Origin of the sequence: Bradyrhizobium sp. HKCCYLRH1030, assembly GCF_051168395.1 — a bacterium.
Taxonomy (GTDB): Bacteria; Pseudomonadota; Alphaproteobacteria; order Rhizobiales; family Xanthobacteraceae; genus Bradyrhizobium.
Window position 1 is genome coordinate 1 of the sequence record NZ_JBNPUY010000021.1, and the last position, 13,518, is coordinate 13,518.

The following is a 13,518-nucleotide window of genomic DNA, read 5'->3' on the forward strand; positions in this document are numbered from 1 at the left end:
ACGAGCTGCTGTCACGAATGAAAACACTTGGTGTTGCGACCACCGCTTGAGCCCGCCACCCGGCCTTCCCTGCGCGACGGTGTTAACGCTTATGGCGCGCTCTCCTCGGTGTCCGGCCTGTTAGCCACCGTCGCCGCCCGGGATCATCACCCGTCGACTTGACGCCAGCATCGGGGCGCCAGGACCACGCGCTTTCACGTCCGCATCGCCATCGTTCGTCGGCGCGATCACTCGCGCTGCGATCCGATGCGTCCATCGCGTCACCGGCCCACGTTTCGTAACGATCGCGAAGCGTCCCTCTTGCGGGCCGTGACGGCGGGGAATGTGCGGCTGATTTGCCCGACGAGACAACGCCCGTCGGGTTGCGACAAAATGGCCCGACGGGCACTGCGGATGCTCCCGCAAAGCAATTAGTCCCGCGGATTCATGGCTCTCGCGCGATCTGCCCGGGAGGCTCGGGGAGCCGCTCACGAGTTCGTGAACTCATTCTCAAATCCAGCCAATCGCAGCGATCGTAACGAGCCTGACCAATCCGGTCGGGTGATGCGCCCCTGCACAACAGGGAGAACAAGGGGGACCGAAATCCCTTTGCGCATCAGCCAACTCATCAGTTCAGTTCACAGGGAAAAACTCGAATGACGCTGGGATTCCGTTCGTTCGTGGCCGGCGCGTTGATGCTGGGCGCGCTCTCCATGTCAGCAGTCGCGGCACGTGCCGCCGATATCGTCGACACCGCCGTCGGCGCCGGTCAGTTCAAGACGCTCGTCGCCGCCGCCAAGGCCGCAGGTGTCGTGCCGGTGCTGAAGAGCAAGGGTCCCTTCACCGTATTCGCACCGACCGACGCGGCGTTCGCCGCGCTGCCGCCGGGCACCGTCGAGGATCTGCTCAAGCCGAAGAACAAGGGCAAGCTCGCCGCGATCCTGAAGTATCACGTGATCCCCGGCGCGGTGAAGGCCGGCGACGTCGCCGGCAAGAAGCTGAGCGTGAAGACGGCGCAAGGCCAGCCGGTGGCCGTCGACGGCACCTTCTTCGGCGTGCAGGTCAACGACGCGCATGTGGTGCAGGCCGACGTCATGGCCTCGAACGGCGTCATCCACGTCATCGACAAGGTGCTGCTGCCACCGGCCAAGACCGCGATGCATCATTGATCGAATGAGAGCGCGCCATCGGTGATGGCGCGCTCTTTTTCTGCGAAGTCTGCTGTTGCCGTCGATAGTCACCCCGCGAAGGCGGGGTACCCAGTACGCTGCGGCTTGTCGGTCAATCACAACTCTCTCAGCGTACTGGATCGCCCACCTTCGCGGACGATGACAGCTGAGCGTGGGGAGACGGCAGGTGCCGACAAGCGGCCTTGCTTAGTACCCCCTGAGCTGAGCCAGCTGCGCTGCGTGATAGTTCGCATCGCCCAGCAGCTCCTCGCAGACCCGGGCGCGCTTCATGAAGAAGCCGATGTCGAACTGATCGGTCATGCCCATGCCGCCATGCATCTGCACGCCCTCCTGCACCGCGCGGGTCGCGGTCGCGCCCGCGCGGGCCTTGGCGACGGCCACGGCGGCCGTCGCGCCGGCGGAATCGGCGTCGAGCGTCTGCAGCGCCTTCAGCACCGCGGCGCGGGTGATCTCGATCTCGATATAGAGCTGCGCGGCACGGTGCTGCAGCGCCTGGAATTCGCCGATGGCCTTGCCGAACTGCTTGCGCTCCTTGAGATAGGCAACGGTGCGGCCGAACACCTCCTCGCTGAGACCCACCATCTCGGAGGCGACCGCGCCGCGGCCGAGATCGAGCACGGCGCTCAGCGTGGCAGCGCCACCATCGACCTCGCCGAGCACGTGATCCGCGGTGACCTCGACGTTGTCGAGCGTGACCCGCGCGGCGTTGTGCGCGTCGACCATGATGGTGCGTTCGATCGCCACGCCCTTGGCCTTGGGATCGACCAGGAACAGCGTGAGGCCATCGCGATCGCCGGGCGCGCCGGCGCTGCGGGCGACGACAAGCAAGAGATCGGCGACGTGGCCGTCGACCACCATCGCCTTGGTGCCGTTCAGCTTGAAGCCGTTGCCGGAGCGCACGGCCTGCAGGGCAGTCTGCAAAGGACGATGCTTGGCGCCTTCGTCGAGCGCCAGCGCGGCGAGCAGCGCGCCGCTGGCGATCTTCGGCAGATACTCGGATTTCTGCGCCGCCGAGCCGGCGCGGGCCAGCGCCGAGGCTGACAGCACCGACGTCGCCAGAAACGGCGACGGCATCAAGGTGCGGCCGATCTCCTCCATCACGACGCCGGCCTCGACCGCGCCGAGGCCGGAGCCACCGTGCTCTTCCGGCACGAGCAATCCGGCAAAGCCCATCTCGGCGAAGGTGGCCCAGAGCTGGCGCGAGAAGCCGGTCGCGTCGCGATCATCGCGCAGCTTGCGCAGGTGCGCGATCGGTGCGTGATCGCTGATGAGGCCGCGCGCGCTGTCGCGCAGCATGGATTGTTCTTCGGTGAGGAGGAGAGGCATGGGAGATCCCGTTGCAACGATGGCAATCAATTTTGGTCTTGTCATTCCGGGATGGCCCGAAGGGCCAGGCCCGGAATCCATACTCACGATCGTGGTTATGGATTCCGGGCTCGCCGCGTCGCGGCGCCCCGGAATGACGGCGTGGGTGCGAACTACGCCCCCGGCAGATCGAGGATGCGCTTGGCGACGATGCCGAGCATGACCTCGGAGGTGCCGCCTTCGATCGAGTTGGCCTTGGTGCGCAGCCAGGCGCGGGGACGCGCGCCTTCGTGGGAGCGCTCGCTCTCCCATTCGAGCGCGTCGATGCCGCCGGCCGCCATCAGCAGCTCGTGGCGACGCTTGTTGAGCTCGGTGCCGTAGTACTTCATCGCCGACGAGAACGCCGGATGCCCCTGTCCCGCCTTGGCGAGATCGACCATGCGCTCGGCGGCGGCGGCAAGCGCGGCCTCGTCGACGTCGAAGGTCGCGATGTCCGCACGTAAGAGCGCGTCGTCGAGCCGCCCCTGCGCATCGCTGCCGACGGTGTCAGCCGCGACCTGGCCGAGCGGCCGGCTGCCGCCGCGCTCGCCCATGCCGGAAATCATCGCGCGCTCGTGCTGCAGCAGGTACTTCGCAACGTCCCAACCACGGTTGACGGTACCCAGCACGTTCGCCTTGGGCACGCGGACATTGTCGAAGAAGGTCTCGCAGAATGGCGAGCGGCCGGAGATCAGGAGGATCGGCTTGGTCGACACGCCCTTCGACGTCATGTCGAACAGGATGAAGCTGATGCCGTCATGCTTCTTCGCCGCCGGATCGGTGCGCACCAGGCAGAAGATCCAGTCGGCGTAGTTGGCGTAGGAGGTCCAGATCTTCTGGCCGTTGATGATGTAGTCGTCGCCGTCGCTTTCGGCCCGCGTCTGCAAGGAGGCGAGATCGGAGCCGGCATTCGGCTCGGAATAGCCCTGGCACCAGCGGATGAGGCCGGCGGTGATCTTCGGCAGATGCTCGCGCTTCTGTTCGTCCGTGCCGTATTTCAGCAGCGCCGGCCCGAGCATGGAGATGCCGAACGAGGTGATCGGCGCGCGCGCCCCGATCGCCGCCATCTCCTGGCGCACGATCTTGGCCTCCTCGCCGTCGAGGCCGCCGCCGCCATATTCCCTGGGCCAGTGCGGTACCGTCCAGCCCTTGTCGCGCATGCGCTCGAACCAGACGCGCTGCGGCTCAGAGGAGAATTTTGCATTGCGGCCGCCCCAGAACGTGTCCTCCTCGGAGGTCATCGGCCGGCGCATCTCCGGCGGGCAATTGGCCTCCAGCCAGGCCCTGGTTTCGCGGCGGAATGTGTCGAGATCGGCCATGCCAAGTCCTCACGCGTTTCCATGATTGCTGTCTTTGAAACGACCTAACCTCAGCCCGTCAGGGAATTCAACATCGATGTCGCCGCGGGCGCCCTCGCCTTGCCAAGCGTTCTATGGTCATGATGCCGCCGCGTGAAATACGAGGAAACGAACATGCGCCTGAAACTTCTTTCGCCTGGCGAAATGAGCGCCGACCAGCGCCAGACCTATGACGAGTCGATCGCCAGCAAGCGCGGCTCGCCGCCGCCGCCGATGATGGCCTGGCTGAACAGCCCGGAGATGGCGCGGCACGCGACGCGGCTCGGCGCCTTCCTGCGCTACGACACGGTGTTTCCGGCAGCACTCTCGGAGATCGCGATCCTGGTGACGGCGCGGCATTGGACCGCGCATTACGAATGGTACGCGCATAAGCGTCTGGCGCTGGCCGGCGGGCTCGACATCAAGATCATCGAGGACATCCGCGACCGTCGCACGCCGGAATTCTCCGATCCCAAGGCACAGATGATCTACGACGTCGCCAAGTCGCTGCATGAGGGCCATGGACTGACGGATGCGCTCTACAAGGAAGCGATCGCGCTGCTCGGCGAACGCGGCCTGGTCGAGATCATCGGCCTGTGCGGCTACTACACGATGGTGTCGATGACGCTGAACGCGTTCGAGTTCGACCTGCCGGAGGGCGAGGTGTCGGAGTTGAAGTGAGAAGCGCGTGAGCTGCGATGCGCCGCTGTCGCCACGATGCCGGTGCACTCCCCTCCCCCTTGCGGGGAGGGGTCGGGGGTGGGGGTCTCCGGGCGCTGCGCGAAGTGAGGTGCGACCTTATCAATCTGCACTGCTATCGGCTCTCAAGGCTGGGCATCCACCGCTCGGCCGAGCGAGAGACTTTGATCCTTGTAATCTGAGAGAGCACGGTTCGTGGACCCCCACCCCCGCCCCCTCCCCGCAAGGGGGAGGGGAGCGCACCGTGGGTGCGGCGCGACCTCGTTACTACTACGCCCGTTTTAGTCAGCCCGCCGCTGCCTCGCGCCGCTTCGACGACCACACCAGTGCAAGCACGCACAATCCCAGCAGCACCGGCGGGAACACCACGAGGTTCACCGCCGACCAGCCGAAATTGGCGAGCAGTTGGCCCGAGGAGAACGAGCCCAGCGCCATCAGGCCGAAGATCAGGAAATCGTTGAACGCCTGCACCTTGTTGCGCTCGGCGGATGTATGTGTCTCCAGCACCAGCGCGGAGGCGCCGACGAAGCCGAAATTCCAGCCGACGCCGAGCATGACCAGGGTGGCCCAGAAGTGCATCGCGGTCAGGCCCGACAAGCCGATGACGGCAGCGACCGCTTCAAGCCCCAGGCCCACCGCGACGATGGCAGGCGCACCAAAGCGCGCGATCAGCGATCCCGTGAAGAAGCTCGGGCCGTACATCGCCACGATGTGCCATTGCAGGCCGAAATTGGAATCCGACACGGTGAGCCCGCACATCTGCATCGCCAAAGGTGCCGAGGTCATCACCAGGTTCATCACCGGATAGGCGATGGTGCCACACAGGGCAGCTGCGATGAAGCGCGGCTGGCGCACGATCTCGGACAGCGGCCGGCCGCCATGGAGATCGGCAGCTTCAGGCTTCGGCAGATCGACGCCGGCGACGATCCCCATCGCGACCAGCGCGACCGCCGCCTGGACCAGATAGCTGAATGCGAACAGATAGGGTTGCCAGACGTCCATGGTCCATTGCACGAGCTGTGGACCGAGCAGACCGGCGAAGATGCCGCCCGCCATCACCCACGACACCGCCTTGGGCCGGAACGTCGCGCTGGCGCCATCGGCCGCCGCGAAGCGATAGGATTGCGCGACGGCGCCATAGACGCCGCCGAGGAACGTCGCCAGGCAGAACAGTGCGAACGAGCCGCGCAAGATGGCGAGGCAGCCGAGCACGCCGGTGACGGCGCCGCAGCCGGTACCGATCAGGAAGGCCGCCCGGCGGCCATAGCGGCGCGAGATCGCGCCGGTCGGCAAGGTGCCGGCGGCGAGGCCAACGACGTACATCGAGATCGGTACCGTCGCGAGCCCGATGTTCGGGGCAATGGTGACACCGACGATCGCGCCGGTGGCGAAGATCACGGCCGAGTTGGCGCCGGTCAGCGCCTGGGCGGCCGCGAGCCGCGCCACGTTACGGCGAGCGCGGGCATCATCGGAGGTGTCTTCGCTCACGGTCAGATCGATCATCTCAGGTATCCGGAGGCGTGGCACGCACGCTCCCGCCTTGCTGGTTCAGCCGCACTATTGCGGGAAGCGCGCGCCCGAGGCAACGGGCGCGAACGGAGACAAGCCATGCGGCAGCGAACGCGCCACGGAGCGTGATTCGACACTCCCGACCTGCCCGGCTAATCAAGCCGGCTGTATTCTCGCGTCAACGGCGCCCGCGGAGCTTGAGCCATGTCAATCGACGATCGTCCGACCATCGCGGCGCCCGATGACGATCCGTATCTGTGGCTCGAGGAGATCGACGGCGAGCGCGCGCTCGCCTTCGTCGCGGCGCAGAACCAGCGCACGCTCGCCGCGTTCGGCGATGCGGCCTTCGAACGCGACCGCGACACGCTGGCCGCCATCTTGGATCGGCCGGACAACGTCCCGTTCGTCAGCCGCCGCGGCGGGCTGCTGTACAATCAATGGAAGGACGCGGCGCATCCGCGCGGCTTGTGGCGGCGCACGACGATGGCGGAGTTCCGCAAGGCGCAACCGCAATGGGAGGACCTGCTCGACATCGACCGACTCGCTGCCGACGAAGGCGAGGACTGGGCGCTGAACGGGGTCTCGAGCCTGCCGCCGGCGCATGAGCGCGCCGTCCTGAGCCTGTCGCGGGGCGGCAGCGACGCCGTGGTGCTGCGCGAGTTCGACCTCGCGACGAAGCGCTTCGTGACGGGCGGCTTCACGCTCTCGGAGGCCAAGGGCGGCGCCGCCTGGCTCGATGCCGACACCCTGCTGCTGGCGAGCGCGTTCGGCGCGGGCATGGCGACGCCGTCGGGCTACGCGCGGACGGTGCGGCGCTGGCGGCGCGGCCAGCCGGCCGGGCAGGCGGAGGTGATCTTCGCCGCCGAAGGCAGCCAGTCGACATGGGTGCATGTCGGTGTCGATCGCAGCGTCGCGCCGGCGCGGGTGTGGTTTGCCGAGGGCATCGACTTCTTCAACCAATATCTATGGCTCGGTGACGGCGGCGGGGCGCGGACCAGGCTCGACCTGCCGACCGACTGCTGGATGTCAGCGCATGGCGACTGGATGGCCATCAAGCTGCGCCAACCCTGGACCGTCGGCGAGGTCACCCATCCCGCGGATGTGGTGCTCGGTCTCCAGCTCTCGGCATTCCTTGCCGGGCGCCGCGATTTCACCCGCGTGTTCGAGCCCGCGCCGCGACGGGCGCTGCAGGGCCTGTCCTGGGCCGGCGACCGGCTGGTGCTGTCGATCCTCGACGAGCTCAGGGCAAGGTTCGAGGTGTGGACGCCGTCACCGGGGGAGTGGAGCTGCGAGCGGCTTCCCGGCCTGCCGGAGATCGCGACGGTGGACGTCTGGCGTCTCGACACCGACGAGGCCGAAAGCAACGGCGACCTGCTCGCCAACATCCAGGATCCGCTGACGCCGCCGTCGCTGCTACTGATCGAGGGCTTGGCCGCGCCGATCGTGCTGAAGCAGGCGCCTCGCACCTTCAGCGCCGAGGGGCACGTCGTCACGCGACACGAGGCGATCTCGGTGGATGGCGAGCGTATTCCCTACACCCAGACCGGGCCGGCCGAGCTGACAGGCGACGCGCCAGTGCACATGAGCGCCTATGGCGGCTTCGGTCACACGCTCCGTCCGGCCTACAATGCGGCGCTGGGCAAGCTGTGGCTCGAGCGTGGCGGCACGCTCGTGGAGGCCAACATCCGCGGCGGCGGCGAGTTCGGCACCGCCTGGCACGACGCCGGCCGCTATGCGGGCAAGCGGCTCGCGCATGATGATTTCGCCGCGGTCGCCGCCGACCTCGTCCGCCGCGGCGTGACGGTGCCGAAGCGCATCGCGGCGCAAGGCGGCTCCAATGGCGGCATCCTGATCACCAACATGCTGGTGCGCTACCCCGAGCACTTCGGCGCCTTGTTCTGCACCATCCCGCTGATCGACATGCGCCGCTACACCAAGCTGCTCGCCGGCGCGAGCTGGATCGCCGAATATGGCGATCCCGACAGCGACCAGGATTGGAGCTGGTTGTCGACCTACTCGGCCTATCACACCGCAACGCCCGGCCAGCCCTATCCGCCGATCCTGATCGCGACCACGCGGCGCGACGACCGCGTCCATCCCGGCCACGCGCGCAAGATGACCGCCAAGCTGCAGGCCATGGGCTACGACGCCTGGTTCTACGAACCCGCCGCCGGCGGCCATGGCTACGGCACCGACAACCGTGAGCGCGCCAGCTTCATCACGCTGGGCACGCGGTTTCTGGCGCGGCATGTCGGGCTGGAGGCGAAGTGAGCGGCCCATCTTCCGTCATTGCGAGGAGCGAAGCGACGAAGCAATCCAGAGTCCCAACGCGACCCTGGATTGCTTCGCTTCGCTCGCAATGACGGAGATCGGCGAGGCGCCGTCGCAAACCTACGAAGTCCGACCGAACACCAGGATCATGTTGTTGGCGGGCATTTCCATCGTCTCGCGCAAGGCGAGCCCGTGGCGCGCGGCGAGCGCCTCGAGGTCGGTGATGTCGCGCACGCCCCAGTCCGGATTGCGCTCGCGCAGCGACGTATCGAACACGGCATTGCTGACCGCCGTGTGCTTGCCGTCGCGCTTGAACGGGCCGTAGAGCACCAGTGCGCCGTCCGCCGACAGCGCCTGCCCGGCGCCGGCGAACAATCCCTCCGCCACCGACCACGGCGCGATGTGAATCACGTTGGCGCAGAAGATCGCGGCGAGCTGCGACGGCCCGCCCGCGGCGCGGAACGCCGCCGGCCAGCCGGGATCTGACAGGTCGATGCGCTGGGCATCACGGATGTTGGACAACCCGGCATGGCTGCGCCAAGCCGCAATGCTGGCGAGGTGGTTGGCGTTGAGATCGCTCGGCCACCACGTCAGGTCCGGGCGCTGCGAGGCGAAATGCACGACGTGCTGGCCGGTGCCGCTGCCGGCCTCCAGCACGTCGCCGGTCTTGCCCGCCAGCAGCCGTTCCAGCACCGCCCAGATCGGCTGGTGGTTGCGGTGGAACGCGGCCGCGTCCAGCCGTCCGTCCGGTTCCACCGGCCGGCCGTCCCGGCCGAACTCCACGACATATTCCGCCATGACCATTCTCCCGGCCGCCCCATGGACGGCCCTCGTTAACCGCGTTGCGGCGGCCACCATAGCTGCATTGTCAGCCGATGGTCTTTATGCTTTGCAGCGCCTATATTGCCGAGATCACCGAGACGTCGGAACTCCACCTTGATCACACCTGTCCTGCGTACCGCCCTGGCGATGGGGCTCTCGCTCGCCATGTCCATGGCCGCTCACGCCCAGTCCGGTGCCGTCGACGGCCAGAAGCTCGCCTTCGACCGCGGCAAGGGCAACTGCCTGACCTGCCACGAGATCAAGGGCGGCGACCTGCCGGGCTCGATCGGCCCGAAGCTGGAGAACCTCAAGGCGAGATACGACCGCGCCGAGCTGATCGCGATTCTCAACGACGAGACCAGGCGCAATCCGCTGACGGTGATGCCGCCGTTCGGCCGCAACCGCATCCTGACCGAGCAGGAAATCAGCGCCATCGTCGACTTCCTGCAGACCCTCTGATTCCGTTTGGAGACCGCCATGACTGCCTCGTTCGGCCCGTTGGCCCACCGCCGCCTGTTCCTGAAGGGCGCCGGCCTCGTCGCGCTGATCGGCCTCGGCAACGCCGTGCTGCACGCGACCCCCGTGTTTGCCGCGACCAATGACAACAAATATCCGGAAGACGCCTTCAAGCAGAAGAATGCGGGCGACGCGGTCAAGGCGCTGTACGGCCGTGACCACGAAGCGTCCGACAAGATCAAGCTCGACGCGCCGGAGATCGCCGAGAACGGCGGCGTGGTGCCGATCGCGGTGACGACGTCGCTGCCGAACGTCACCTCGATCGCCTTCATCGTCAGCGAGAATCCGTTCGCGCTGGCGGCGTCGTACCACATCCCCGAGGGCACCGTGCCCGCGGTGGCGAACCGGCTCAAGATGGCCAAGACCTCCAACGTGATCGCGCTCGTCGAATCCGGCGGCAAGCTCTACAGCGCGACCAAGGAGGTCAAGGTCACCGTCGGCGGCTGCGGCGGCTAAGGTCAGGAGATCATCATGGTATCGAGCATCCGCGTCCGCGCCGTCCTGAATGGCGACATCGCCGAGGTCCAGACACTGATTCAGCACCCGATGGATACGGGCCTGGTCAAGGACGCCAAGGGCGAAGTGATCCCGGCGCACTACATCCAGCAGGTCACCTTCGTGCACAAGGACAAGACGGTGTTCCTGGCCGATTGGGGCACCGCGGTGTCGAAGGACCCCTATGTCAAGTTCGCCTTCAAGGGCGCGGCCAAGGGCGACGAGCTCAAGGTGAGCTGGGTCGACAGCAAGGGCGCGACCGACAGCCTGACGGCGACGATCCAATGAGGGCGCCGCGCCTCGCGCTGACCGTGGCGGCCGCGCTCGCTCTCGGCGCCTCCGGCGTCGCGGCCGCGGACAAGCCGAACCCGGCCGCCGACGCCAAGGCGTTCCAGGATTACTTCGTCAAGAAGTTTCCGAAGGTGGCGTTCGACGATTTCGTCAACGGGCCGTATTCGATGAACGCCGACATGCGCAAGCAATGGGAGGAGAAGGAGCAGTTTCCGCCCTACGAGTTCGCGCTCGATGCCGGCAAGGAGATGTTCGCCAAGCCGTTCAAGAACGGCAAGACCTATGCCGACTGCTTCCCGAACGGCGGCATCGGCATCCGCCAGAACTATCCCTATTTCGACGACAAGGAAGGCAAGGTCATCACCCTCGAGCTGGCGCTGAACCGCTGCCGCGAGGCCAATGGCGAGCAGCCCTACTCCTACGTCAAGGACGAGATGGCATCGCTGACCGCCTACATGGCGTACACGTCGCGCGGCAAGCGCTTCGACATCAAGATCCCCGACGACCCGCGTGCGCTCGAGGCCTTCGAAAAGGGCAAGGAGTATTTCTACACCCGCCGCGGCCAGTTGAACTTCTCCTGCGCGAGCTGCCACGTGCAGAGCCCGGGGGAGCGGATCCGCGCCGAGATCCTGGCGCCGGCGCTCGGCATCCTCAACGCGATGCCGATCTACCGCTCGGAATGGAGCGGCATGGGCACGATCAGCCGGCGCTTCGTCACCTGCAACAGCCAGACACGCGCCGTGCCGCTGGAGCCGCAATCGGACGAATACCGCAACCTCGAATATTACCTGTCCTACGTGTCGAACGGCCTGCCGGTTTCAGGACCTGGAGCACGGCCATGAAAAACGTCACGACAGCAAGCGTCATGAAAAAGATCGTGTTCGCCATGATGGTATCAGCGGTCGGCGCCGGCTCCGCGCGGGCCGCGTCGGAGGCCGACTATCTCGCGGCTGTCGCGGCGGCCGAGAGCGCCAACAAGGAAGCCGGACGTCTGCGCAACCAATGGACCGTGACCCAGGCCGCACTCACCGCTGCGAAGAAGGCAGCGGATTCCGGCAATTTCGATTCTGCGCTGAAGTCGGCGCAGGAGGCCGAGGCGCTCGCCAAGGCCTCGGTCGTCCAGGCCACCAGCGAGAAGCAGCGCTGGAAGGACATGGAGATCCGCTAGAGCATGATCCGGAGAAGTGGCAACCGGTTTTCCCTCGCGACGAACGCCGAAGGCGTTTGTGCGGAGATCATGCTCAAACAAAGGGATGGATCATGATGCGATTCCGTGGAATCGCATCATGATCTAGGACGCGAGCCATGATTCGGCGCCGGGACTTTCTGAAGGCATCAGTTGTCGCCACGCTCGCCGCGCCGGCGTTGCTGCGCAGCGCCCGCGCCGCCGACACCGTCAGCCTCTACGACATCGAGAAGTTCGGCAACGCGCGCATCCTGCACATCACGGACACGCACGCGCAGTTGCGGCCGCTGTTGTTCCGCGAGCCTAGCGTCAATCTCGGCATCGGCGAGATGTGGGGACGGCCGCCGCATCTGGTCGAGCGCGCCTTCCTCGACCGCTACGGCATCCGGCCCGACAGCGCCGAGGCCTATGCGTTCACCTCGTTCGAGTTCGAGAAGTACGCCGTCCGCTTCGGCCGGATGGGTGGATTCGCGCATCTGAAGACCCTGGTCGACAAGCTGCGCGCCGATGCCGGCGACCATCGCTCGGTGCTGCTCGATGGCGGCGACCTCTGGCAGGGCACCGGGCTCGCCAATGCGATGCGCGGCGCCGACATGGTGAGCGCCGCCAACCTGCTCGGCATCGACGCCATGACCGGGCATTGGGAGTTCACCTATGGCGAGGAGGCGCTGCGCACCAACCTCGCCCGCTTCAAGGGCGAATTCCTGGCGCAGAACGTGTTCCTGACGGAGGAGGCGGCGTTCAACGACGCCAAGGCGTTCGATCCCGGCTCCGGCCGCGTGTTCAAGCCGGCCACCATCAAGGAGATCGGCGGCGCCCGCATTGCCGTGATCGGCCAGGCCTTTCCCTACGTGCCGATCGCGCATCCGCGTCGCTTCACGCCGGACTGGACGTTCGGCATCCGCGAGGAGGAACTGCAGAAGCTGGTCGATGGCCTGCGCGGCGCCGACAAGGTCGATGCCGTGATCCTGCTGTCGCACAACGGCATGGATGTCGACCTCAAGCTGGCGAGCCGCGTCACCGGCATCGACGTCATCCTGGGCGGCCATACCCATGACGCGGTTCCGCAGCCGGTCGCGGTCAGCAATTCCAAGGGCGCAACGCTCGTCACCAATGCCGGCTCCAACGGCAAATTCCTCGCCGTGCTCGATCTCGACGTCGGCAAGGGCCGCGTCGCCGATGCGCGCTACCGGCTGCTGCCCGTCTACTCGGAGCTGCTGAAGCCGGACCCGGCGATGCAGGCGCTGATCGATCAGACGCAGCAGCCGCAGGTCGCGGCCTGGAGCGAGAAGCTCGCGACGTCCGACCGGCTGCTTTACCGGCGCGGCAATTTCGAAGGCGCGACCGACGACCTGATCTGCGCGGCGCTGCGCCGCGAGCTCGATGCCGAGATCGCGCTGTCGCCCGGATTCCGCTGGGGCCCGACCTTGCTCGCGAACCAATCCATCCTGCTCGAGGACGTGCTGGCGCAGACCGCCATCACCTATCCCGAGACCTATGTGCAGCGGATGTCCGGCGCAGAGATCAAGGACGTGCTCGAGGACGTCTGCGACAACCTGTTCAACGCCGACCCCTATCTGCAGCAGGGCGGCGACATGGTGCGAACCGGAGGGCTATCCTACCGCTGCGCGCCCGCCGAGCCGATCGGCCGCCGCATCTCCGATCTCACGCTCGACGATGGCCGGCCGCTGGACGCCCGCAAGAGCTACAAGGTCGCCGGCTGGGCCTCGATGAACGCGCAGGACGGCAAGCCGGTGTGGGACGTGGTGGCCAACCACCTGCGCAACGGCCAACTGGTGCTGGTCGGAACGAACAAGGTCACGCTCTCGGGTGTCGACGGCAATCCCGGATTTGCATCGCAGTCGTGACCGCGGATTGC

The 13,518-nt window shown here is 66.7% G+C and carries 13 protein-coding genes; 9 read left to right on the forward strand and 4 right to left on the reverse strand.

The features are described from left to right. Positions 1 to 692 precede the first annotated feature (692 nt). On the forward strand, positions 693 to 1,148 hold the full coding sequence (locus ACQR1E_RS33015) for a fasciclin domain-containing protein (RefSeq protein WP_316165816.1): 456 nt from the start codon (positions 693 to 695) through the stop codon (positions 1,146 to 1,148). A 207-nt stretch (positions 1,149 to 1,355) separates the two neighbouring features. On the opposite strand, the gene ACQR1E_RS33020 is transcribed toward ACQR1E_RS33015, so the two are convergent. Both ACQR1E_RS33020 and ACQR1E_RS33025 read right to left on the reverse strand, forming a co-directional pair. Then, positions 1,356 to 2,495, reverse strand: coding sequence for an acyl-CoA dehydrogenase family protein (locus ACQR1E_RS33020; RefSeq protein WP_434898058.1), 1,140 nt, complete (start codon positions 2,493 to 2,495; stop codon positions 1,356 to 1,358). Positions 2,496 to 2,647: 152 nt separating this feature from the next. Beyond that, complete coding sequence (locus tag ACQR1E_RS33025) at positions 2,648 to 3,832, reverse strand: acyl-CoA dehydrogenase family protein (protein ID WP_434898059.1); 1,185 nt, start codon at positions 3,830 to 3,832, stop codon at positions 2,648 to 2,650. A 153-nt stretch (positions 3,833 to 3,985) separates the two neighbouring features. On the opposite strand from ACQR1E_RS33025, the gene ACQR1E_RS33030 reads away from it, so the two are divergent. Beyond that, on the forward strand, positions 3,986 to 4,531 hold the full coding sequence (locus tag ACQR1E_RS33030; RefSeq protein WP_316165627.1) for a carboxymuconolactone decarboxylase family protein: 546 nt from the start codon (positions 3,986 to 3,988) through the stop codon (positions 4,529 to 4,531). A gap of 303 nt (positions 4,532 to 4,834) precedes the next feature. On the opposite strand, the gene ACQR1E_RS33035 is transcribed toward ACQR1E_RS33030, so the two are convergent. Next, a complete protein-coding gene (locus tag ACQR1E_RS33035) occupies positions 4,835 to 6,052 on the reverse strand; it encodes an MFS transporter (RefSeq protein WP_315751172.1) in 1,218 nt (405 codons plus the stop codon). A gap of 210 nt (positions 6,053 to 6,262) precedes the next feature. Between ACQR1E_RS33035 and ACQR1E_RS33040 the strand changes: the two genes are divergently transcribed. Beyond that, a complete protein-coding gene (locus ACQR1E_RS33040) occupies positions 6,263 to 8,329 on the forward strand; it encodes a prolyl oligopeptidase family serine peptidase (RefSeq protein ID WP_434898060.1) in 2,067 nt (688 codons plus the stop codon). Between the two features lie 120 nt (positions 8,330 to 8,449). Here ACQR1E_RS33040 and ACQR1E_RS33045 read toward each other — a convergent pair whose 3' ends face one another. Further along, positions 8,450 to 9,127: a DUF938 domain-containing protein gene (locus ACQR1E_RS33045; RefSeq protein ID WP_316171986.1), complete on the reverse strand. Its 678-nt coding sequence runs from the start codon at positions 9,125 to 9,127 to the stop codon at positions 8,450 to 8,452. Between the two features lie 189 nt (positions 9,128 to 9,316). Between ACQR1E_RS33045 and soxX the strand changes: the two genes are divergently transcribed. The 6 genes from soxX to soxB all read left to right on the forward strand — a co-directional run bounded on the left by soxX (position 9,317) and on the right by soxB (position 13,507). Continuing rightward, positions 9,317 to 9,610, forward strand: coding sequence for a sulfur oxidation c-type cytochrome SoxX (gene soxX / locus ACQR1E_RS33050; RefSeq protein WP_315717170.1), 294 nt, complete (start codon positions 9,317 to 9,319; stop codon positions 9,608 to 9,610). Positions 9,611 to 9,628: 18 nt separating this feature from the next. Beyond that, a complete protein-coding gene (soxY, locus tag ACQR1E_RS33055; protein WP_315717085.1) occupies positions 9,629 to 10,123 on the forward strand; it encodes a thiosulfate oxidation carrier protein SoxY in 495 nt (164 codons plus the stop codon). 15 nt (positions 10,124 to 10,138) lie between these two features. Further along, complete coding sequence (gene soxZ, locus ACQR1E_RS33060; protein ID WP_434898061.1) at positions 10,139 to 10,450, forward strand: thiosulfate oxidation carrier complex protein SoxZ; 312 nt, start codon at positions 10,139 to 10,141, stop codon at positions 10,448 to 10,450. After that, positions 10,447 to 11,295: a sulfur oxidation c-type cytochrome SoxA gene (soxA, locus tag ACQR1E_RS33065; protein ID WP_316165632.1), complete on the forward strand. Its 849-nt coding sequence runs from the start codon at positions 10,447 to 10,449 to the stop codon at positions 11,293 to 11,295. The genes soxZ and soxA overlap by 4 nt, the downstream gene beginning before the upstream one ends. A gap of 23 nt (positions 11,296 to 11,318) precedes the next feature. Next, positions 11,319 to 11,621 (forward strand): hypothetical protein, encoded by a 303-nt coding sequence (locus tag ACQR1E_RS33070; RefSeq protein WP_409977916.1) that lies wholly within the window; start codon positions 11,319 to 11,321, stop codon positions 11,619 to 11,621. Positions 11,622 to 11,758: 137 nt separating this feature from the next. Next, entirely contained in the window at positions 11,759 to 13,507 is a 1,749-nt protein-coding gene (soxB, locus tag ACQR1E_RS33075; protein ID WP_315827931.1) for a thiosulfohydrolase SoxB, read from the forward strand. Positions 13,508 to 13,518: the final 11 nt, after the last annotated feature.